We start from the raw sequence: 21,573 nt of genomic DNA, 5'->3' as shown, positions 1-21,573 counted from the left end.
TTTGTGCCAAGACGACGCTACTTAGCCGCAGTCCCCGCGCTCACCCTCATCGCCACGGGACTTGCCGTCGCGCCGGCCGACGCCTCTATCGCGAGGTATGAGCCCAGCGCGGCTGACTACTACATCAACTACGCTCCGCCGCAGGTCGAAAACCCCCAGGAAGACCCGCCCGCCCCCGGCCAGCGCGCCGCGCGCACCGCGTCGCCGGCGGAGAAGTTCGACCAGAAGTTCACCAGCGGCAACCCCGTCGCGGGCCGGGTCCTCACGGCCCGCGAGAACGAGGCCATCCGGACCGGCCGTAACCCCGCCGACTGGATCTTCAAGAAGTCCAAGCAGACCAAGACGGCCAAACTGCTGACCCTGCTCGTGGAGTTCAACGAGAACGCCAACGACGACTTCTCCGGCTACAACCGTCTGCGCACACCCGACAGCGAGCCGGAGGACTGCGTCGTAGAGCCTCCGGGCACCAAGAAGAACGGACCGCTCCACAACAAGATCCCGAACCCGGCCACGCTGCCGGCCAAGGACAACAACTCCTTCTGGGTCGACGACTTCAGCCCGGCGCACTTCAACAAGATGCTCTACTCCGACAAGGGCATCACCGAGCGCGTCCGCACCGACCTCAAGGACCCTCGTGACGGCAAGGCCGGCATCGACATCTCCGGCCACACGCTGAAGAAGATGTACGAGGAGATGTCCAAGGGCGCCTACTCCGTCACCGGCTCGGCCGTCGGCTGGATCAAGGCCCCGCACTCGGAGGCATGGTACGGCGCGGCCGCCTGCGGTGGCGCTCCCCAGGACATGTCCGGCCACCCGGACAACCCGCTCGGCGCCGGCCAGCTGGCGATCGACGCGGTCAACGTCCTCGCCCAGACGCAGCCGAACTTCAACTGGGCCGAGTACGACCAGGAGGACACCTCCGACGCCGACGGCGACGGCAACTTCGCCGAGCCCGACGGCGTGATCGACCACCTGGTGCTGGTCCACGCCGGCAAGGACAAGTCCGCGGACGGCGGCGCCGAGGGCACCTACGCCATCTGGGCGCACTCCAGCGCGGTCGCCGGCGGCTACACCGTCCCCGGCACCGACAAGAAGATCTCCAACTACATCGTGCAGCCCGAGGACTCCGGCGTCGGCGTCTTCGCCCACGAGTACGGCCACGACCTGGGCCTGCCCGACCTGTACGACACCAGCGGCGCCGGCAGCTCGGCGGTCGACTTCTGGGACCTGATGTCCAGCGGCTCCCACTCCGGCCCGATCTTCCAGTCGATGCCGACGCACATGGGCCTGTGGGACAAGTGGATCCTGGGCTGGGCCAACCCCAAGACGCTCAACCCCGGTGACCGCAGCAAGATCGTCACCGTCGGCCAGTCCTCGCGCACGCCCAAGTTCACCGAGGACGGCGTCCGCGTCAACCTCGCCAGCCAGCCGCTGAAGATGCTCGACGCGCACAGCGGCACCAACGCCTGGTGGTCCGGCATGGACCAGGAGTGGGCCAACGTCAAGGTCACCCGCGACGTGCAGGTGCCCGCGGGAGGCGACGTCCGCTTCTGGATGTGGAACAACTACGAGATCGAGGCCGACTGGGACTACGGCTTCGTCGAGACCTCCACCGACGGCGGCGCCACCTGGACCCAGCAGAAGGTCTACAACGAGGCCGGCCAGGAAGTGTCCACCCCGGACGACTACCCGGACCCGAACAAGAACCTCAAGACCTTCGGCAACAAGAAGTACGGCCTCACCGGCAACACCGACGGTTGGCGGCGCGACTACGTCAACCTGACCCCGTTCGCCGGGCAGACCATCAAGCTGCGCCTGGCCTACAACACCGACGCGGCCTCCACCCCGCGCGGCTGGCACGCCGACGACTTCCAGCTCACCAACGGCGGCACCGCCGTATGGAGCGACGACGTCGAGAGCGGCGAGAACGGCTGGAAGGCCCAGGGCGGCACTTTCACCAACACCAGCGGCCAGGGCTGGACGGTCAACAACGGCTCGCGCGAGATCTCCCGCTTCTACCTCGCCGAGTGGCGTAACTTCGACGGCTTCGACAAGGGCCTGCAGTACGCCTACGACTCGACCTACCAGCGCGACGGCGCCTGGAAGGTGCAGAAGGTCAAGTACAACGCGCCCGGCCTGCTGGTCTGGCTGCGTGACTCGACCTACACCAACAACGTGATCATCCCGGGTCTGGAGAACCTGCCCAGCATCGGCGCCAAGGGCAGCCTGCTGGTCGTGGACTCGCACTACGAGCCGCTGCGCCGTACCGGCACCGCGGCCACGAAGGACCCGTCGCGGAACAAGAACATGGAGGGCCGCTCGCAGACCTCCAACGCCGCGTTCTCCTTCGGGAAGACCTACCCGTTCAAGGAGTGCCTGGAGGCTCCTAACGAGCCGTTCAGCGAGTACTGCACAGACGTCCCCGCGCAGAAGGGCGTGCCGAGCTTCACCGACGCGAAGACGTGGTACCCGGGCTTCGAGCTGCAGAACGGCTCGCTGTTCTACCGCGACTTCGACGCCTCCGCGGTCGTGCCCGCCAAGGGTGACCAGCAGTACAGCACGCGCGTGGTGAACTTCGACGGCACTCCCGCCCCCGAGCTGTACGGCACCGACATGGGCCACGGCCACAAGCTCGGCACCGGCAACCCCGGTGACGAGGCCAAGGCGCTGGGTGTGCAGTTCAAGCTGGTCAGCCCGCTGCCCGGCAATCTGGGCGCCATCGTCCAGGTGGTTGCGCCGAAGAAGTGATCGTGTGGGTCGTTCCGCGGCGGCCCTACGATGAGGGACCATGACGGACCTTAGGACCAAGGCGGAGCACACTGCGGCCATCCGGCGCGAGCGCCGGGTGGCCGTGGTGATCAACACACGCTCGCGCCGCGGCCGTCGCCACTACTTCGAGGCGCTCGACCTCATCCACGAGCTGGGTTTCGAGCCGCTGGCCGAGTTCTCGGTGCTCAAGCCCAAACGGCTGCGCGACCACCTCGACAAGGCCCTGGCCACCAAGCCCGACCTGCTGATCGTGGGCGGCGGCGACGGCACCCTGTCGTCGGCCGTCCGCCACATCGCGCACCGCGACGTCGCCCTCGGCGTGCTGCCCCTCGGCACCACCAACAACTTCGCGCGCAGCCTCGGCCTCCCCCTGGACCTGGCCGGCGCGATCAACGTCTTCGCCACCGGCAAGGTGGCCGACATCGACCTCGGCATGGCCGACGACCGCCCCTTCGCCAACCTGGCCAGCTTCGGCGTCTCGGTCGAGGTGGCCGGCACGGTCAAGCCCTGGCTCAAGCGCATCATCGGCCGCCCCGCCTACCCGCTGACCGCGCTGACGATCCTGCCCGGGCACCGGCCCTTCCGCGCCTTCATCACCGTCGACGGCAAGCGCCACGAGCTGCTCACCCACCAGCTCAACATCGCCAACGGGCGCTTCCACGGCGGCTGGCAGGTGGCCAAGGACATCAGCATCGACAACGGCCTGCTGGTGGCCTACCAGCTCGGCTCGGGCAAGAAGCTGCGCCTGCTCGGCGAGACGCTGGCGCGGGCCACGACCGGGCGCTGGCGCAGCCTGGCGGGCGGGCCGTTCGTGACCGGGCGCGAGATGCTGCTGGAGACCGACCCGCCGATGGCCGCCGACGTGGACGGCGAGGTACGGCTACGCACCCCGATCCGGCTGCGGGTGGTGCCCAACGGGGTGCGCGTGATGGTCCCGGAGACCTTCGAGGATCGCTGAGATCCGCTCCTTCGTGAGCGGCTCGGCCAGCATCTCGCGCAGGCGGGCGCGGGCGCGCGAGCGGTTCTCCTCGCTCTCCTGCCCGCCGGTCGCCCTGCGCGCGTAGAACTCGAGCAGATGCGCCTGCGCGGCCACGCGCATCGAGAAGTCCTCGGGCCGGGTCACCCGGGCCGGGCCGCCCGCCGCCACGTAGGCGCGGTAGACCTCCCCGTCGCGGGCCACGAGCGCGGCCAGCTCCCAGGCGGGCACCGCCGGGCCGCAGTTCTCCCAGTCGAGCACGGTGAGCACGCCGCCGGTGGACAGGCGCAGGTTCTCCTCGTTGAGGTCGCGGTGGCAGGTCGTGACCTCGGCCGGGTCGGGCGGGCGCACGACGTCCTCGACCGCGATCAGGTCCGCGAGGCGGGCGTCCAGCGCGTCGGCCCACTCCCGGCCGCGCGAGATCCGGGCCACCTCGTGCCAGGCCGCCCGGCCCAGCGGGGCGGCGAACCACGGGCCCACCGGGCCGCGGGCGGCGTGCCGTACCCGATGGATGCGCGCCGCCGCCTCGCCGAGCTGCGCCGCGGTGATCTCGCCGGCCGCCAGGTCCGCCCACGCGTACACCCGCAGGTCGTGCGGCCGGGCCCGGAGGATGACCCGCCCGTGGCGATCGCGGACCGGGGCCGGGAGCACGACGCCCGCCGCGGCGGCGGCGCCCTGGAAGCGCACGTCGGCGTCGGCGTCCTCCTCGGCCACCTCGATGAGCGACTCCTTGACCGCCCACGACCCGCGCTCGGTGTCCAGGCGCCAGATCAGGCCCAGCTCGCCCCGCGCCGCGTAGACCGGGGCGGCCACGACCGCGCCCAGCTCGTACTCCCGTGCCACCCGTTCGGCGGTCTCCCTCAGCATGGGTTCGATCCTGCCCCAGCGCGCTCAGGGGACGTCACGGATTTTCCACACCAGAAGCGCCCCGGCGATCCCGACCGCCGCCGTCGCCGCGTACAGCGAGGCGTAGCCGCCCAGCTGCGTGACCAGCGGCGCCGCCAGGATCGGCGCGAGCATCTGCGGCCCGGCCGCGGCCAGGTTGAGCACGCCGAGGTCCTTGCCCCGGTCGAGGTCGGCGGGGAGCACCTGGGTCAGCAGCGCCTGGTCCACCGCCAGGAACGCCCCGCTGCCCGCGCCCAGGACCACCGCCGCCACGATCACCATCGGCCAGGCCGAGCCGAACGCCAGGAGCAGCCCGGCCGAGGCGGTCAGCAGCCCCGCCACGCTCACGACCGGGCGGCGCCGGCCGAGTTTGTCCGACAGCCAGCCGGACAGCAGCGTCGGCCCGATCCCGGCCACCGTCGAGACCGCCAGCAGGATCAGCACGCCCTCGTCCGCGCCGTGCCCGGGGAAGAGCCGCTCGTAGCCGACCTGGTCGCGGAGGTAGTACAGCAGGTAGCCGGTGCCCATCGAGATCGACAGGTTCATCAGGAACCTGGTCACCCAGGCCCACGCGAAGTCCGGATGGCGGCGCGGGCTCACCCACAAGGTCCGCCAGTCGAAAGGCCCGGGAGCCGGCCCGGTCACCGGCCCCTCACCGGTGGCCAGCGCGAACGGCAGCACCGTCACCAGCAGCAACGCCGCCATCGCCAGGTAGGAGGGCAGGATCCCGGTCACCACCAGCGCCACCACCAGCCCGCCCAGCAGCGGCCCGGCCGCCTGCGCCGCGCCCGCCACCGCCAGCACCCGGCCGCGCTGCCACTCCGGCACCCGATCGGGCACGACCGCGACCGTCGCCGCGAACGCCGCGTTGAACGTCAGCTGCACCAGGCTCCAGCCGATCGCCATGCCCAGCACGCTCCGCTGCGTCCCCAGCACCACCAGCGCCGCCGCCCCGGCCACCCCGCCCGCCAGGATCCACGGCCGCCGCCGTCCGTAGCGGCCGCGCGTGCGGTCCGACCAGGCGCCGAACGCCACGTTCGACACCATCGACACCGCCGCGCCCACGGCGAACACCACCGCCAGCGACGCCTCCTTGCCGGCGGCGTCCACCTCGACCATGTGCTGGGGCAGCACGATCTGGATCAGCGTGAACCAGCCCATCATCAGCCCGAGCTGGGCCAGGGACAGCCGCGCGGTCCAGCCGCCGGGGACCGTGGCCGATAACGCAGGTGAGCTCACGGAGACGTCCCCTCCCCTCGGGGATGAGAGGGCCTCATATTAGGACGCGTCCGGCGCTCCCTCAAGATCTGCCGCCAGGCGTGAATACGCCGGCCCGAGCTGACGCGCCAGCCCCTCCGGCGGCGGGAACAACCGCAGCAGCAGATCCGGCGCCGCCGAAGGCCGCCGGACCGGCCGCCGCACGCTCGCCCCCGGCGCGTAGAAGTCGGCCAGCCGTTCGGCGAACGGCACGTCCGCCACCGCCAGCGGGTCCGCCCCCTTCTCGCCGTCGTCGGCCAGCGAGCCCAGCAACTGCTCTTGGGTACGGCCCCGCCACGCCAGCACCAGGAACGGGTCGTCGTCGAACGACTCGGCCAGCAGATACAGCACCGCCGACAGGTGCTTGCACGGCAAGCCCCAGTCGGGACACGAGCACTCCATGTCCAGATCGCGCGGGAACAGGTCCACGCCCATCGCCGCGAAGACCTCCTCGATCTCCGGCGGCATCTCCCCGGCCAGCAGCCTGGCCCGGTGCACCGCCTGATCGTCGATCGCCGCCGCCAGCTCGGCCCACAACGCCTCGCCGTACGCCTCGACGCGGACCTCCACCGTGTAGGGCCGCGGCCGCGAGCCCTGCACCTCGGCCTTGACCAGCCCCGCGCTCAGCTCGAGCGCGAGCACCTGGCCCTTGCGCGCGTACGCCCGCCCGCGCGACAGGCGGCCCTTGTCGCAGATGCGCTCCAGAATGTCGATGAAGCGGCGCGACCACCACGAGGCGCCGATCGTGCCCCGCTGCGTGCGGGCCCGGAGCCCGCCCTCGACCGCGATCGGGGCGCCGCCGTCGTACCAACCCTCCCTGCCGACCGGCATGCTCAGCTCACCGCCTCCGCGCTCAGCCGGAACGCCTCGCGCAGCTCCTGCGACGACAGATCGGTCAGCCAGTCCTCGCCGGTGCCGACGACCCGCTCGGCCAGCGCCTTCTTGCGCTCGATCATCTCATCGACCCGCTCCTCCAGCGTGCCCGCGCAGATCAGCTTGCGCACCTGGACGTTCTTCGTCTGCCCGATGCGGAAGGCCCGGTCGGTGGCCTGGTCCTCCACGGCCGGGTTCCACCAGCGGTCCACGTGGATCACGTGGCCGGCCGCGGTCAGGTTGAGGCCGGTGCCTGCCGCCTTCAGCGACAGCAGGAACACCATCGGCTCCGCGTCGCCCTGGAAGCGCTCCACCAGCCGGTCACGCGCCTTCTTCTGCAGCCCGCCGTGCAGCCACAGCACCGGGCAGTCCAGGCGCTCGGCGAGATAGGGCTGCAGCATCGTGCCGAACTCGGCGTACTGGGTGAACACCAGCGCCTTCTCGCCCTCGGCCACGATCTCCTCGGCCAGTTCCTCCAGCCGGGCCAGCTTGCCCGAGCGGCCGGGCAGCCGGGAGCCGTCCTTGAGCAGGTGCGCGGGGTGGTTGCAGACCTGCTTCAGCTTCGCCATCGCCGCCAGCACCAGCCCGCGCCGCTCGATGCCCTCGCTGTCGTCGATCCTGCCCATCATGTCGTCCACGACCGCCTGGTAGAGCGTGGCCTGCTCGGGGGTGAGCGAGCACCACTCCTTCACCTCGAGCTTGTCGGGAAGGTCGGTGATGATGGACCTGTCGGTCTTCAGCCGGCGCAGCACGAACGGCCCGGTCGCCCGTTTGAGGGCCAGCGTCGCCTGCTCGTCCTGACGCGCCTCGATCGGCTCCTGGTATCGGGTCCTGAACCGGGAACGCGAACCCAGCAGCCCCGGGTTGCAGAACTCCATGATCGACCACAGCTCCGCCAGGTGGTTCTCCACCGGGGTGCCGGTCAGCGCCAGCCGGGAGGGCGCCGGGATCGTCCGGACCGCCCGCGCCTGGAGGGTGCCGCTGTTCTTGATCGCCTGGGCCTCGTCGCAGACCACCCGCCGCCAGGTCACCTCCTTCAGCGCCTCCAGGTCGCGCTGGGCCGTGCCGTACGTCGTGATGACCAGATCGGCGCCCTCGGCCAGCGCCGCGTCACGGCCGCCGCCGTGGTGCACGTAGACCTCGAGCCCCGGGGCGAACCTGGCCGCCTCCCGCTGCCAGTTGCCCACCAGCGACATCGGGCAGACCAGCAACGTCGGCGGCACCGGGCCGCCGTCCTCGCGTTCGTGGGCCAGCAGCGCCAGCGTGGTGATCGTCTTGCCCAGGCCCATGTCGTCGGCGAGCACCCCGCCCAGGCCCAGCTCCGACAGGAAGTTCAGCCAGGCAAGGCCGCGCTCCTGGTAGGGCCGCAGGGTGGCGTCGATGCCCGTCGGCGTGGCCAGCGGCGTCAGCCGCCGCTCCGCCTGCCCCGACAGCAGATCGCCCAGCACCCCGTCGGCGTCGACCTCGAGCAGCGGCAGCTCGTCGTCCTCGCCCTGCACCACGCCGCGCAGGATCTCCGCCGCGGGCAGCTCGCCGGCACGCCGGCCCTCCACCGCCCGCAGAGCCGCCTGGAGCTGGCGCTCGTCCAGCTCCACCCACTGGCCGCGCACCCGCACCAGCGGCACCTTCATGCGGGCCAGCTCCGCCAGCTCGGCCTCGCTGATCGTCGTCTCGCCCACGGCCAGGTCGATCCGGAAGTCCACCAGCTGCGCCAGCCCGAAGCCCTGGGCCGTGGCGGCCTGCTGGCGCCGGGTGCGCGTGGTCAGCTTGAGCCCCAGCTTGGTACGGCCGGCCCAGCGGGGCAGCTGCACCCCGAATCCGGCCGCCTGGAGCAGCGGGGCCGCCTGGCGCAGGAAGGCGAAGGCGCCCGGGGTGTCCAGGCGCAGTTCGTGCGGCTGGGCGACGCGCAGGGCGGGATCGAGCTCCGGATACAGGCGGACCGCCCGGCCCAGCCCGGTGAGGAAGTGCCGCTCGGGGCGCCGGGGGAAGCCGGGCAGGTGCTCGCCCTGCCAGATCCGGCCGGCCGGGACGTAGAGGCTGGGGTCCTCGACCGCCTGAAGCGCCAGCTCCACCCGCCAGGGCCGCTCACCATGCGGGCCCGCGGCGGCCGGCTCGGCCGGGTCCTCCGGCTCGTCCACCTCGTCCCGCTCGTCCCGCTCGTCCCGCTCGCCGGGCTCGCCGGGCTCGACCAGGCGGAAGCTGACGCGGACCGCGCTGTCGGCCGCGGCCACCGCGTCGTACCAGGCGGTCAGCTCCGCGCGCAGCTCCGGGACGTCGGGGCAGGCCGCGACCGGCCCGGTGAGGGCGGCCAGCCAGCGGTCCCCGACCGTGCGCGGGCGGGCCTGCAGCGGTTCGGTGAGCACGGCCCGGACGCAGGCGTCGGCGAAGTGGTCGAGCGCCTCGCGGAGCACGGCCGCCGCCGGCCGCTCCACCGCGGCGGTACGGCAGGCGGGCGGCATCGCCCATGCCAGCTCCCGGAAGGCGGCCGCGTCCTGCCCGGTCAGCACCACCCGCCAGCGGGCCTCGGCGGTGTCCCGGGGAACGGCCCACATGGCCATGGCGTCATCGGGCGCGTCCTGGGGAGCCGCGCCGCCCAGGAGCTGGGGCAGGATGCGGCCGCGCCGTACCAGGTCACGGGCCAGGGCGGCGACGGCGGACCAGTAGCGGACGGTCGCCCCCTGGGCGGCCGAGGGGCCGGAGAGGATGTCCAGGCAGGCGGCGGCGCCGGGCAGGACCGCGGGCACCAGCCAGGGACGCACCCGCGGCCGGGCGGCCTCGCCGAGCAGGCCGGTCTCCGGCGACGGGGTCGGGGCCGCGGCCGAGCCGGGGAGGAGGAGCTCCAGCACGGCGCCCGGAGCATCGGGCAGGCTCAGATGGCCGGTCAGGCGCTCGACGGCGGCGGCGAAGGGATGGGCGCGGGGCGCCGGGCCGGATGCGGGGCTGCCGACCGCCTCGGTGTCCTCCGCCCAGAAGGCGAGCCCGCCCGCCCAGACTCCCTGCACCACCAGCACCCCGGCAGGCTACCCCCAGCGGCCGACAGGATGGGCCGCCATCGGGATGCGCCGGGAGAACCTCGCCGCGGATCCACCGCGCCGGAGGATCGCGGCGTACCCTGAGGACATGAGCGGATCCTGGTGCGAACGCCCCAAACCGCCGGTGCCGCCGTGCGAGCTGCCGTCGCCGTTCGCCGCGCCCGAGAAGCCGGACGCCTGGTGCCAGACGTCCGGGTCGTCCGACGCGGCGAAGGTCGTCGGCTTCCTCCTGCGGCTGGCCCGGCGCTGACCACTCCCGGCCGGGAGAATCCTGGCCGGGGCTTTGCCGTTGATCTCGCCGTGCGCGGTTACAAATGCGGGTGAGAGCACCACGGGGAGGCAAAGCCCATGGATGAGCACGCGGAGCAGCAGGAACAGTACGGCGAGTACGGACAGCACGCGGAGTACGTCGAGGGAGTCACCGCGGGGTACGTCGGCGCGCACGAGGCGGTCGTCGGCACCGAGGTCGACCCTCTCTCGATCAACATTCCGCAGGTCCGGGCGGGCGCGACGGAGAACGCGCTGGCCGAGGAGGACCGGCGCCGGCCGAAGGGCGTGTTCGTCCCGGCCAGGAAGACGCGCGACGACGTGCTGGACACCGACCCCGAGGAAGAGCTGGCCGCGCAGCGTGCCCGGGCCGAGCGGGAGGATCCGATGCTGGCCGCGCGGGACGCCATGGAAGAGGACCTGCGCGGGGGTTCGTGATAGTCAGCCCCTCCGCTGGGTAGTCGCGGTGGAGGCCAGGACGACGACGGCGGTTCGCGCCGCCCGGACATTTGCGGGAGAAACAATGGGAACGGCCAGGGACAAGGCGGAGGAGACGGCCGGCCAGGTGAGCGAGGCCGCCTCCGTGGCCAAGGAGAAGGCGGGCGAGGTGGCCGGCGAGGCCAAGGACAAGGCGGGCGAGGTCGCCGCCATGGCCAAGGAGAAGGCCGGTGAGGTCGCGGGCACGGCCAAGGACAAGGCCGGCGAGGTCGCCGACGCCGCCAAGGACGCGGCGGGCGTGGCCAAGGAGCGCGCCGGCGAGCTGGCCGACGTGGCCGCCACCGAGGCGAAGAAGCGGCCGCTCCTGGTCGTCGCCGCGGTCGGCACCGTCGTCGCGCTGGTCGTGCGCCGCCTGATGAAGCGCAGGCGCTGAGCGCACCGCCGTACCCGCGGACCCGACCCGATACGCTGCGGCGGGTGAAGAGGACATGGGCCGCGGCGGCCTTGCTGGCCGTGACGGCGGCGGGCTGCGGCGCGGGGTCGGCGGTCAGCGACTACGGCACGGTGATCAAGGGCGGCAAAGGGCAGAGCGTCCCGGTCGAGGTGGGCCAGGGGCAGCGGTTCTCCCTGACGGTGCCGGACAACCCGTCGGTCGGCGACCAGTGGTCGCTGGTGGAGGTGCCGGACGCGAAGGTGGCCTCGTTCATCAGCGAGGAGCACGAGAGCGAGGGCGGCGCCCCCGGCAGCAACGGCACCGGCTACTTCGTGTTCAACGCCAAACGGCAGGGCACGACGGTGGTGAAGCTGTACAACTGCTGGCGCTGCGGCACGGAGAAGACGCCGTCGGCGCCGGACAGCATCCGGGAGTCGGGGACGGCGACCTTTACCGTCACAGTCAAGTGATCACGACACTGTGTCTTGAAACGTGAGGCGCGGTCGGAGAAGCTTCAGCTCATGGATTTCATTCGGGTGCGCGCCTCCGCCGACGGCGCTGAGACGATCTCGTGGTGGACCGGCGACGTGTACGGCTGGCAGGACGACGACGGTCCCCACCACCTGTTCGGGTTCGAGGGCGTCAACGTGGCCCGCGCGATCGCGGACGAGAGCGGCTGGCAGCTGCTGACCCGCGAGGCCGCCGCCTACCTCGACCCGAAGACCCGCGAGATCCTCGGCACCTGGGACAACCCGTTCACCGGCGCCGAGGTCGAGGTCCAGCACGTCTTCAACGACCCGGTCAACCAGCGCCTGGGCGCCTACCCGGTGCCGACCACGCGGGTGGGCGGGCAGGTCGTCTACAACGTGGACATCCGCCTGGCCTACCCGTCGCCGCTCAAGGTCTCGGAGTTCCCCGACAACTCCGCCAGCGACACCTACCGGGCGATGGAGCTGTTCCAGTTCTTCGCCAGGGAGGAGGACGTCGACTCGGCGGCGGCCAACGTGCCGAGCCACTTCTCCTGGTGCCGCGTCTCGCCGTGGCTGCCGTGGATGGCGATGGCCCAGCGCCCGGGCGGGCTGGTCTACCACGTCAGGGGCGCGAAGGTGGAGCGGGTGCCGGAGCGGCTGGCCGAGCACGTCGGCGAGCACTTCCTGCGCGCCCCCTCCCAGTGGACCAGCCCGAACATGAGCAGCTGGTCGGCGTTCGCGGCTAAAGTCACCATGTGAGCACCGACCTGTTCTGCGAGATCGTCGCGGGGGAGCGGCCTGCCTTCATGGTCTTCTCCGACGACGTCGCCGCCGGATTCCTCGACACCCGGCCGGTCTTCAAGGGACATGTCCTGGTGGTGCCGCGCGTGCACGTCGAGACGCTGGCCGACCTGCCCGCGGCCGGGGTCGGCCCGTTCTTCGCGCGGGTGCAGGCCACGGCCCGCGCGGTCGAGGAGGGCCTGGCGGCCGGCGGCACGTTCGTGGCGATGAACAACCGGATCAGCCAGAGCGTCGCCCACCTGCACGTGCACGTGGTGCCCCGGCAGCGGAAGGACGGGCTGCGCGGCTTCTTCTGGCCGCGCACGAAGTACGCCGGCGACGCGGAGGCCGAATCCTTCGCCGAGCGCATCAGGAAGTCATGGAACTCGCCGTCGGACTGAGCCTGGCGGTGGTGCTGGTCGGCGTGCCGGCCGTGGTGCTGTGGCGGGTGCTGCGCGGCCGCCGTGAGCTGGGCAGCGGCCCGGCCGAGCGGGCGACGTTCGAGACGCTGCACACGGCCTCGCTGGCCGCGCCGCCGCTGCGGGCCGGGCTGACGGCGGAGGGCGTGCTGAAAGCCTCCCGGCACCTGCGGGAACTGCTCGGCTCGCCCGCGGTCGCGGTCACGGACGGCGAGCGGCTGCTGGTCTACGACGGCGCGGGCGAGCACCACGCCCCCGAAGCCCTGGCGCACGCGGCGCCGACCCTGCGCGACGGCCGTGCCCAGGTGCTGACCATCGACTGCGAGCTGCTGGAATGCCCGATCCGGCACGTGGTCGTGGTGCCGCTGACCACCGACGACCGCATCGTCGGCACGCTGGCCGCCTACGGCCCGCACGCCTCGGCCGGGCTGGTGCGCGCCGCGCAGGAGGTGGCCGGCTGGGTCGACTCCCAGCTCGAGCTGGCCGAGCTGGACCGCTCGCGCACCCGGCTGATGGAGGCCGAGGTGCGGGCGCTGCGCGCGCAGATCTCGCCGCACTTCATCTACAACTCGCTGACCACGATCGCCTCGTTCGTCCGCACCGACCCCGAGCGCGCCCGGGAGCTGCTGCTGGAGTTCGCCGACTTCACCCGCTACTCCTTCCGCCGGCACGGCGACTTCACCACGCTGGCCGAGGAACTGCGCTCCATCGACCGCTACCTCATCCTGGAGCGGGCCCGCTTCGGCGACCAGCTGCAGGTCACGCTGCGCATCGCGCCCGAGGTGCTGCCGGTGGCGGTGCCGTTCCTGTGCCTGCAGCCGCTGGTCGAGAACGCGGTACGGCACGGCCTGGAGAGCAAGTCCGGCGTCGGCCGGATCACGATCGTGGCCGAGGACGCCGGGGCCGAGTGCCGCATCAGCGTAGAGGACGACGGCCTCGGCATGGACCCCGGCAGGCTCCGGCTCATCCTGGCCGGGCAGGTGGTCAGCGAGGGCGGCGTGGGCCTGGCCAACGTGGACGAGCGCCTGCGCCAGGTCTACGGCGACGAGTACGGCCTGGTGGTGGAGACCGCCGAGGGCGCCGGAACCAAGGTGAACGTCCGGGTCCCGAAGTACCGCCCGGGGGTCTCGGCCCGCTAGGGAGCTGTGACCTCAGCGTGACTGGCTTGACGCATCCTGTCGCTTTTATCACTGTCAAAGGATCGGAAGGAGTAAGGTGGCTGGCTTGCGTGTCCTGGCGGTCGACGACGAACTCCCCGCCCTGGAAGACCTGTCGTACCTCCTGCGCGCCGACCCGCGCATCGAGGAGGTGCTGACCGCCCGCGACGGGGCCGCCGCCCTGCGCCTGCTCGACCGCGGCATCGCCGACGGCAGGCCGGTCGACGCCGTCTTCCTCGACATCCGCATGCGCGGCCTGGACGGCGTGGTGCTGGGCCGGTTGCTGGCGCAGTTCGCCAACCCGCCGCGGGTGGTGTTCGTGACCGCCTACGAGGAGCACGCCGTCGACGCCTTCGAGATCAAGGCCGAGGACTACCTGCTCAAGCCGGTCCGCCCGGAGCGCCTGGCCGAGGCGATCCGCCGGGTGGCGCTCTCCTCCGACGTGAGCGCGGACGCCGGAGACTCCGACACGATCCCGGTCGAGCTGGGCGGGGTGACCCGTTTCGTCTCCTCCGCCGACGTCGTGTACGTGGAGGCGCACGGCGACTACGCCCGCCTGCACACCCAGGCGGGCACGCACCTGGTCCGCATCCCGCTCAACACGCTGGAGGAACGCTGGTCCTCCGCCGGGTTCGTCCGGGTGCACCGCAGCCACCTGGTCGCGGTCAAGCACATCGAGGAACTGCACATCGACTCCGGCCGCTGCACGGTCAGGGTCGGCCAGACCGAGATCCCGGTCAGCCGCCGCCACACCCGCGAACTGCGCGACCTGCTGGTGCGCCGGGCCAAACGATGACCGGCGCCCGGCGGGTGGCCGTCACCAGCCCGCGCACCGCCGCCGCGCGCCGGCGCCGCTACCCGGCCACGCGCGAGATCGACGAGCAGACCGTGGTCGGCGAGGTCTACATGCGCTCGCTGCTGCGCACCCAGTTCCGCCTGGCGTTGTTCGTCTGCACCGTGCTGGCCTGCGTGGTCGGCGGCCTGCCGCTGTTGTTCCTGCTGCTGCCGGACCTGCGCGGCCTGCACCTGCTCGGGGTGCCGCTGCCCTGGGCGGTGCTCGCCGGCCTCATCTACCCCGCCTTCGTCGCGGGGGCCTGGCTCTACGTACGGCAGGCGGAACGCAACGAGCGGCACTTCGCCGACCTGGTCGAGCGTAAATGAGCTTGACCGCGGTCGTCGTCGTGGTGCTGGCCGCGGTGCTCATCGGCGCGTTCGGCATCCGGTTCTCCCGCACGACCTCCGACTTCTACGTCGCCTCGCGCACGGTCAGCCCGCTGTGGAACGCCTCGGCGATCGGCGGGGAGTACCTGTCGGCCGCCTCCTTCCTGGGCATCGCCGGGCTCATCCTCACCTTCGGCATCGACATGCTGTGGCTGCCGGTCGGCTGGACCGGCGGCTACCTGGTGCTGCTGGTCCTGGTGAGCGCGCCGCTGCGCCGCTCGGGCGCCTACACGCTGCCGGACTTCGCCGAGGCCAGGCTGGAGTCGATGACCGTGCGCCGCACGGCCAGCGTGCTCGTGGTGCTGATCGGCTGGCTGTACCTCATGCCGCAGTTCCAGAGCGCCGGGCTGGTGCTGCGCACGATCACCGGGGCGCCCATCTGGGCGGGCGGGCTGCTGGTGGCGGTGGTCGTCGCGGTCAACGTGCTCTCGGGCGGGATGCGCTCGATCACGTTCGTGCAGGCGTTCCAGTACTGGCTGAAGCTGACGGCGCTGGCCGTCCCCCTCATCTTCCTGCTGCTGGCCTGGCAACGGGACGGCTCGCCCGGCCTGAACCCGGCCGACACGGTGACCTGGCAGGCGCCGCTGGGCAGCGGCAAGGAGTACGGGCTGTACTCCACCTACTCGCTGATCCTGGCGACGTTCCTGGGCACGATGGGGCTGCCGCACGTGCTGGTGCGCTTCTACACCAATCCGGACGGGCGGGCGGCCCGCCGTACCACGCTCGTGGTGCTGACGCTGCTCGGCGCGTTCTACCTGCTGCCCGCGGCGTACGGCTGGCTGGGGCGGCTGTACGCGCCCGATCTGGCGCGCACCGACGCGGTGGTGCTCACGCTGCCCGGCATCATGGTCGGCGGCACGCTCGGCGACCTGCTGACCGCCCTGGTGACGGCGGGGGCGTTCGCGGCGTTCCTGTCCACCTCGTCGGGGCTGACCGTGTCGGTGGCCGGGGTGATCGCGCAGGACCTGCTGGGCGGCGGGGTGCGCTCGTTCCGCATCGCGACGCTGATGGCCGTGGCGGTGCCGCTGGGGCTGGCGTTGCAGGCGCGGTCGCTGCCGGTGGCCGACGTGGTGGGGCTGGCCTTCGCGGTGGCGGCCTCGTCGTTCTGCCCGCTGCTGGTGCTGGGCATCTGGTGGCGGCGGCTGACGACCACGGGCGCGCTGGCCGGTCTGTACGCCGGGGGCGGGCTGGCCTGCTGCGCGGTGCTGGCCACGATCATCGGCGGGCCGTACGACGGGCTGATCAACGCGCTGCTGGCGCAGCCGGCGGCCATCACGGTGCCGATCGCGTTCACGGTCATGGTGGCGGTGTCGTTCCTGACCCCGCACCGGGTGCCGCCGGGCGTGGCCAGGACGATGGTCCGGCTGCACACGCCCGAGAACCTCGACCTGGACCGCGGCGACTGGCGGCCTAGGGGCTGAGCTCACCTGATCCGCGGACGACCAGCTCCACGGGCACCGTCACCCGGCGGGGCCGGCCGGCCGGGTCGAGCAGGAGGCCGACGGCGCTGCGGGCGATGCGGTCGATGTCGTAGCGGACCACGCTCACGCCCGGGTTGAAGATCTCGGCCAGCGCGAAGTCGTCGAAGCCCACGAAGGCCGGGCGTTCCGGGCGTTCGCGCAGGGCCAGCAGGATGCCGATCGCGGCGCGGTTGTTCGTGGCGAAGAACGCGGTGGGCGGGTCGGGCAGGTCCAGCAGCCGCGACACCTCCTGCGAGACCCGCCACGGGTCGAAGACGCCGTGCACGACCAGGCGCTCGTCGGGCTCGGCGAGGGCCTGGCGGTATCCGGTGGCGCGGTCGTGCACGGAGCTCAGCCGTACGTCGTCGGAGATCAGCGCGATCCTGCGGTGGCCGTGCGCGCGCAGGTGGCGGGTGGCCATGCCGCCGCCCCTCAGATCGTCGAGCAGCACCACGTCGGCGTCCTGACCGGCCGGCAGCCGGTCCACGAAGACCGTGGTGAGCCCGGTGTGGCGGCCCATCCAGGCGTGGTCGCCGGAGGAGGGCACGACGATGAGCGAGTCGACGCCCCGCGCGAACATCGACTCCACCAGCATGCGCTCGCGCTCGGGCTGCTCCTCGTAGGAGCCGAAGACCACCAGCGCCTCGTGCTCGGCGGCGGCCGCCTCGACCGCCTTGGCCAGGCGCGAGTAGAACTCGTTGGAGATGTTCTCCATGACCAGGCCGATGGTGAGCATCGTGGCGCCCCTGGCCAGGCGGGCCGCGGCCTCGTTGCGGCGGAAGCCGAGCGCGCCGATGGCCGACTCCACCTTGACCCTGACCTCGGCGCTGACGTGGGGTTCCCGGTTCACCACGCGGGAGACGGTCTTCAGGCTGACTCCGGCGTACCTGGCCACGTCGGCCATGGTCGGCTTGCGCACTGTCATACTCTGCCCCCATGGATGACGAATGGATCTGCGGCCGCCTCGGCGAGGACGAGCCCTGGATGCTCGGCGCGGTCAACCCGCCGGTGTTCGAGAACTCGCTGTTCACCTTCGCCACCGCCGGCGAACTGGGTGCGGCGATCAAGGATGAGGACGAGCGCTACGTCTACTGGCGCGGCACCAACCCCACGGTGGACCTGCTCCAGCGCAAGCTCGCCGCGCTGGAGCGGGGGGAGCGGGCCAAGTGTTTCGGCTCCGGGATGGGCGCGATCTCGGCCACGATCTCGTCGCTGGTGTCGGCGGGCGATCACGTGCTGGTGCTGGGCGCGATCTATGGGCCGACCACCCAGTTCCTGCGTTACCTGGAGAAGTTCGGCGTCACGCATACGCATGCCGGCGATCTCGACGAATGTGACAGCGCTATCAGGTCGAGCACGCGCCTACTCTACTTCGAGTCACCGTCGTACATGCGCTACGAGGTCTTCGACATCGCGGCGGTGACGTCCTGGGCCGCCGGGCGCGGCCTGGTCACGGTCATGGACAACACGTGGTCCACGCCGATCTTCCAGAAGCCGCTGACGCTCGGGGTGGACCTGGTGGTGCACTCGCTGTCGAAGTACATCGGCGGCCACAGCGACCTGGTCGGCGGCGCCGTGACCGGCGCCTCCCGGCTGATCAGGCCGCTGGCGCTGACGGAGTACCAGTTGTACGGCGCGGCCATGTCGCCCCACGACGGCGCCAAGGCGATCAAGGGGCTGCGGACGCTGCCGGTGCGGATGGCGGCGCACCAGGAGCGCGGCCTGGCCGTGGCGGCCTTCCTGGAGTCGCACCCGGCCGTCGGCGTGGTCAACCATCCCGGCCTCCCCTCCCATCTCGGACATTCACTGGCAAAGCAGCAAATGTCGGGCTTTTCCAGTCTTTTTAGCTTTGAACTGGACACCGAGTCGCGGGAGGAGGTGGCCGCGTTCCTCAACGGGCTGCGGCACTTCCGTATCGGCGTCTCATGGGGCGGCTTCGAATCCCTGGTCAACGCGCCGGCCCTGACCGTGGAGGAGAGCGTCAGGGCGACCATGGGCATCCCGGTCGGCCTGGTCCGCCTCTCGGTGGGCCTGGAGGCCGCCGAGACGTTGATCAAGGATCTGGGGCTGGCGCTGGAGGGGGTCGGTCGCCTAGCGTGACTGACAGCGCTGTCACACCTCACGGAGGCGTCATGAAATCCATCCTGGCCTTGGCCGCTCTCACGCTGGCGCTCGCGGGTTGCGGCTCGTCCTCCGGCTCCGCGCCCGGCGAGGTACGGCTCCGCATGATCGAGAGCCTGACCAGCCCGGAGCGGACCAAGCTGATCAAGTCGCTGATCGCCGACTTCGAGAAGGCCAACCCGGGCGTCAAGGTCGAGCTCATCTCGCCTCCGCTGGACAGCGCCGACCAGAAGATCACCCAGATCCTGCAGACGAAGAAGGACCTGGACGTGCTGGAGGTGCGCGACCACACGGCCAAGTCCTTCTCCAACAACGGCTGGCTCGGCGAACTGCCCACCACCGAGTGGAAGGGCTGGGCCGACCTCACCGAACTGACCCAGAAGAAGGCGGTCGAGGTCGGCGGCAAGCCGTACCTCATCCCGTACGGCTTCTACCAGCGCACGCTCTTCTACCGCACCGACTGGGGCATGAGCGCGCCGCCGAAGACCTGGCAGGAGCTCTACGAGGCGGGCAAGAAGATGACCGGCGGCGAGCGCTTCGGTTACTCCTTCCGCGGCGGCAAGGGCGGCGCCGACTACGCGGTCATGATGATCAGCGCCTACAACGGCGAGGCGCTCAACCCCGGCAAGTCCTTCTTCCTGACGGACAAGCGGACTATCTTCTCGACCCCGGAGGCCGCCCAGGCCCTCGACCTCTTCGTCAAGATCTTCAAGGAGGCATCGCCGCCGGACTCGGTCTCCTGGGCCTACCCGGAGATGGTCCAGGGCTTCACCTCGGGCGTCACCGGCATGCTCATCCAGGACCCCGAGGTGATCAAGACCGTGCAGGAGAGCGCGGTCAAGGCGTGGTCCACGGCGCCGATCCCGAAGGGCCCGACCGGCTACGCCTACCAGCCCGTCGGCTATGCCGGCTGGGGCGTCACCTCCTTCACCAAGCACCGCGAGCAGGCGGTCAAGCTGGTGCAGTTCCTGTCCGAATCGGGGCAGAGCATCCGCTTCGCCAAGGGCAACTCGCTGATTCCCATCTCCAAGCAGGCGCAGAGCGACCCGCAGTTCTCCCAGGGCGCCTGGAAGGCATACCTGGAGGCGCAGCAGGACCCCAAGCAGGTGATCACCATCCGGCCGGTGGACTACCCGGGGTGGAGCCAGTTCCTCGTCGACTCCGACCGGGACGTGCAGGCGTTGCTCACCGGTAAGAAGAGCGCCGCCGACGTGCTGAAGGGCTGGGACGCCTTCTGGTCGGACCAGGCGAAGAAGGTCTCGTGACCACACGCACGTTCACCGGGCGCAGGGCGGGGTTCATCGCGCTGTGCCTGCTGCCAGGGGTGCTCTTCGTGGCCGTGTTCACCTACTGGCCGATGGTGCGCGGCAGCGTCATGGCCTTCCAGCGGTACAACCTGTTCGACCTGACCAGCACGCCGTTCGCCGGCCTGGCCAACTTCGCCGCCGTGCTGGCCGAGGACCGGTTCTGGACCTCGCTCCGCAACACCGGCACCTGGGTGGTGGTGTCGCTGTTCTTCCAGTTCGTGCTGGGGTTCGGGCTGGCGTTGCTGCTGCGCAGGCACTTTCGCGGGCGCGGGCTCTACCAGGCGTGGGTGTTCTTCCCGTGGGCCATGTCCGGCTTCCTCATCGGGCTGCTGTGGCGGTGGATGTTCAACGGCCAGTTCGGCGTGATCAACGACCTGCTGCTCAAGACCGGGATCATCGACCAGCGCATCGGCTTCCTGTCCTCGCCGGGCTGGGCGATGACCTCGGTCATCGTGGCCAACGTCTGGTACGGCACGACGTTCTTCGCCATCATGATCATGGCGGCGCTGCAGTCGGTGCCCAAGGAGCTCTACGAGGCGGCCGGCGTGGACGGCGCCTCCAGGCTGCGCCAGTTCTGGCACGTCACGCTGCCGCACATCCGGCCCACGCTGGCGCTGATCGTGCTGCTGCGGATCATCTGGATCCTCAACTTCCCCGACCTGATCTACGCGATGACCGGCGGCGGCCCGGCGGGCAGCACCGACATCGTCACCACCTTCCTCATCCAGCAGGTCATGGGCGGCGACTACGGCCGGGCGGGCGCCGTCGGGCTGCTGGTCCTGGCGCTGCTGCTGTCCTTCAGCATCTTCTACCTGAACGTGACGAGGTCCGCCGATGGCGAAAAAGCTCGTTAAAGGCGTGGTGCTGGGCGGCTGGCTGCTCATCACCGTCTTCCCGCTCTACTGGATCCTCGTCACCTCGCTCAAGCCCAAGGCAGAGATCTTCTCGATGCCGCTGCGCTACTGGCCGGCCACCCTCACCTTCGAGCACTACACCGAGTTGTTCGCGTTCGCCGACTTCGGGCGCTACCTGCTCAACAGCCTGCTGGTCTCGCTGGTGGCGGCCGCGGCGGTCACCGTGATCGGGGTGCTCGGCGGCTACACGCTGGCCCGCTTCGACTTCCCCGGCCGGGGCGCGCTGATGCTGGCGTTCCTGGTCACTCAGATGATCCCGTTGTTCATCGCGCTCGGCCCGCTCTACCTGCTGATGTCCGACCTCGAACTGCTCAACCGGCTGGCCGGGCTCATGCTCGTCTACGTCGCGATGCTGGTGCCGTTCGCCACGATCATCATGCGCGGCTTCTACGAGCGGGTGCCGGTCGCGCTGGAGGAGGCGGCCCAGGTGGACGGCGCCTCGCGGCTGTCGGCGATGGTGCGCGTGGTCATCCCGGTGATGCTGCCGGGCATCGCGGCCACCTTCATCTTCGCCTTCGTGCAGTGCTGGAACGAGTTGTTCCTGGCGATCACCTTCATCGACAGCGAGGACGCCAAGACCGTCCCGGTCGCGATGAACTCCTTCATCACCCAGTACGACATCGACTGGGGCTCGATGGCCGCCGCGACCGTCGTGTCGGTGGTGCCCACGCTCATCCTGTTCGCCGCGATCCGCCGCTACATCGTCGAAGGCTTGACCGCCGGAGCTGTCAAGGGTTGACAACCTCGCATGACCCTCCCAATCATCAGATGAATTCTGGTGATTCGGAGGACTC

General features: G+C 71.1%; 21 protein-coding genes. 16 read left to right on the top strand and 5 right to left on the bottom strand.

Annotated features, from left to right (window positions below; translation table 11 throughout):
* The first annotated feature begins 3 nt into the window (after window positions 1-3).
* Both FVE25_RS07560 and FVE25_RS07555 read left to right on the top strand, forming a co-directional pair.
* Window positions 4-2,748, top strand: a complete 2,745-nt coding sequence (locus FVE25_RS07560) for an immune inhibitor A domain-containing protein (protein ID WP_246266774.1) — start codon at window positions 4-6, stop codon at window positions 2,746-2,748.
* A 40-nt stretch (window positions 2,749-2,788) separates the two neighbouring features.
* Window positions 2,789-3,727 carry a diacylglycerol/lipid kinase family protein gene (locus tag FVE25_RS07555; RefSeq protein ID WP_157245720.1) on the top strand — a complete coding sequence of 313 codons (939 nt, stop codon included), beginning with the start codon at window positions 2,789-2,791 and terminating at the stop codon, window positions 3,725-3,727.
* Here the strand turns inward: FVE25_RS07555 and FVE25_RS07550 are convergent.
* The 4 genes from FVE25_RS07550 to FVE25_RS07535 are packed head-to-tail and all read right to left on the bottom strand — an operon-like array spanning window position 3,650 to window position 9,771.
* Window positions 3,650-4,612 carry a phosphotransferase gene (locus FVE25_RS07550; RefSeq protein ID WP_157245719.1) on the bottom strand — a complete coding sequence of 321 codons (963 nt, stop codon included), beginning with the start codon at window positions 4,610-4,612 and terminating at the stop codon, window positions 3,650-3,652. The genes FVE25_RS07555 and FVE25_RS07550 overlap by 78 nt on opposite strands.
* Before the next feature lie 24 nt (window positions 4,613-4,636).
* Window positions 4,637-5,869, bottom strand: coding sequence for an MFS transporter (locus FVE25_RS07545; RefSeq protein ID WP_157245718.1), 1,233 nt, complete (start codon window positions 5,867-5,869; stop codon window positions 4,637-4,639).
* 39 nt (window positions 5,870-5,908) lie between these two features.
* Complete coding sequence (locus FVE25_RS07540; RefSeq protein ID WP_157245717.1) at window positions 5,909-6,718, bottom strand: SWIM zinc finger family protein; 810 nt, start codon at window positions 6,716-6,718, stop codon at window positions 5,909-5,911.
* Between the two features lie 2 nt (window positions 6,719-6,720).
* Window positions 6,721-9,771, bottom strand: coding sequence for a DEAD/DEAH box helicase (locus FVE25_RS07535; RefSeq protein WP_157245716.1), 3,051 nt, complete (start codon window positions 9,769-9,771; stop codon window positions 6,721-6,723).
* Window positions 9,772-9,880: 109 nt separating this feature from the next.
* Here FVE25_RS07535 and FVE25_RS07530 point away from each other — a divergent pair, with 109 nt between their 5' ends.
* From FVE25_RS07530 to FVE25_RS07485, 10 genes are all read left to right on the top strand, one after another.
* Entirely contained in the window at window positions 9,881-10,042 is a 162-nt protein-coding gene (locus FVE25_RS07530; protein ID WP_157245715.1) for a hypothetical protein, read from the top strand.
* A 98-nt stretch (window positions 10,043-10,140) separates the two neighbouring features.
* Window positions 10,141-10,497, top strand: coding sequence for a hypothetical protein (locus FVE25_RS07525; protein ID WP_157245714.1), 357 nt, complete (start codon window positions 10,141-10,143; stop codon window positions 10,495-10,497).
* Between the two features lie 85 nt (window positions 10,498-10,582).
* A complete protein-coding gene (locus FVE25_RS07520) occupies window positions 10,583-10,930 on the top strand; it encodes a hypothetical protein (RefSeq protein ID WP_157245713.1) in 348 nt (115 codons plus the stop codon).
* A gap of 44 nt (window positions 10,931-10,974) precedes the next feature.
* Window positions 10,975-11,400 carry a protease inhibitor I42 family protein gene (locus FVE25_RS07515; protein WP_246266772.1) on the top strand — a complete coding sequence of 142 codons (426 nt, stop codon included), beginning with the start codon at window positions 10,975-10,977 and terminating at the stop codon, window positions 11,398-11,400.
* Window positions 11,401-11,451: 51 nt separating this feature from the next.
* Window positions 11,452-12,159, top strand: coding sequence for a DUF1838 family protein (locus FVE25_RS07510; protein ID WP_157245712.1), 708 nt, complete (start codon window positions 11,452-11,454; stop codon window positions 12,157-12,159).
* Window positions 12,156-12,581 carry an HIT family protein gene (locus FVE25_RS07505; protein WP_157245711.1) on the top strand — a complete coding sequence of 142 codons (426 nt, stop codon included), beginning with the start codon at window positions 12,156-12,158 and terminating at the stop codon, window positions 12,579-12,581. Before FVE25_RS07510 ends, FVE25_RS07505 begins: the two co-directional genes overlap by 4 nt.
* Window positions 12,560-13,738: a histidine kinase gene (locus FVE25_RS07500; protein ID WP_157245710.1), complete on the top strand. Its 1,179-nt coding sequence runs from the start codon at window positions 12,560-12,562 to the stop codon at window positions 13,736-13,738. The genes FVE25_RS07505 and FVE25_RS07500 overlap by 22 nt, the downstream gene beginning before the upstream one ends.
* A gap of 76 nt (window positions 13,739-13,814) precedes the next feature.
* Window positions 13,815-14,552 (top strand): LytR/AlgR family response regulator transcription factor, encoded by a 738-nt coding sequence (locus tag FVE25_RS07495; RefSeq protein WP_157245709.1) that lies wholly within the window; start codon window positions 13,815-13,817, stop codon window positions 14,550-14,552.
* Window positions 14,549-14,917, top strand: a complete 369-nt coding sequence (locus FVE25_RS07490; RefSeq protein ID WP_157245708.1) for a hypothetical protein — start codon at window positions 14,549-14,551, stop codon at window positions 14,915-14,917. The genes FVE25_RS07495 and FVE25_RS07490 overlap by 4 nt, the downstream gene beginning before the upstream one ends.
* Complete coding sequence (locus tag FVE25_RS07485; RefSeq protein ID WP_157245707.1) at window positions 14,914-16,398, top strand: sodium/solute symporter; 1,485 nt, start codon at window positions 14,914-14,916, stop codon at window positions 16,396-16,398. The genes FVE25_RS07490 and FVE25_RS07485 overlap by 4 nt, the downstream gene beginning before the upstream one ends.
* Here FVE25_RS07485 and FVE25_RS07480 read toward each other — a convergent pair.
* The gene (locus FVE25_RS07480) at window positions 16,388-17,362 is read right to left on the bottom strand and encodes a LacI family DNA-binding transcriptional regulator (RefSeq protein ID WP_157245706.1); all 975 of its coding nucleotides are present in this window, start codon (window positions 17,360-17,362) and stop codon (window positions 16,388-16,390) included. The two genes, FVE25_RS07485 and FVE25_RS07480, sit on opposite strands and share 11 nt — an antisense overlap.
* An 11-nt stretch (window positions 17,363-17,373) precedes the next feature.
* Here FVE25_RS07480 and FVE25_RS07475 point away from each other — a divergent pair, with 11 nt between their 5' ends.
* Genes FVE25_RS07475 through FVE25_RS07460 form a run of 4 tightly spaced genes read left to right on the top strand, consistent with a single transcriptional unit; the run spans window position 17,374 to window position 21,518 of the window.
* Window positions 17,374-18,537 carry a trans-sulfuration enzyme family protein gene (locus FVE25_RS07475; RefSeq protein ID WP_157245705.1) on the top strand — a complete coding sequence of 388 codons (1,164 nt, stop codon included), beginning with the start codon at window positions 17,374-17,376 and terminating at the stop codon, window positions 18,535-18,537.
* Between the two features lie 32 nt (window positions 18,538-18,569).
* Window positions 18,570-19,823: an ABC transporter substrate-binding protein gene (locus FVE25_RS07470; protein ID WP_157245704.1), complete on the top strand. Its 1,254-nt coding sequence runs from the start codon at window positions 18,570-18,572 to the stop codon at window positions 19,821-19,823.
* Window positions 19,820-20,719 carry a carbohydrate ABC transporter permease gene (locus FVE25_RS07465; RefSeq protein ID WP_219825374.1) on the top strand — a complete coding sequence of 300 codons (900 nt, stop codon included), beginning with the start codon at window positions 19,820-19,822 and terminating at the stop codon, window positions 20,717-20,719. The genes FVE25_RS07470 and FVE25_RS07465 overlap by 4 nt, the downstream gene beginning before the upstream one ends.
* Window positions 20,700-21,518 (top strand): carbohydrate ABC transporter permease, encoded by an 819-nt coding sequence (locus FVE25_RS07460; RefSeq protein WP_157245703.1) that lies wholly within the window; start codon window positions 20,700-20,702, stop codon window positions 21,516-21,518. Before FVE25_RS07465 ends, FVE25_RS07460 begins: the two co-directional genes overlap by 20 nt.
* Window positions 21,519-21,573 lie beyond the last annotated feature (55 nt).

It is taken from the genome of Nonomuraea typhae (assembly GCF_009760925.1).
In the GTDB taxonomy this organism is placed as follows: Bacteria; Actinomycetota; Actinomycetes; order Streptosporangiales; family Streptosporangiaceae; genus Nonomuraea; species Nonomuraea typhae.
Note: the sequence above shows the minus strand (reverse complement) of the source record. Positions and strands in the feature narration are given on the sequence as shown.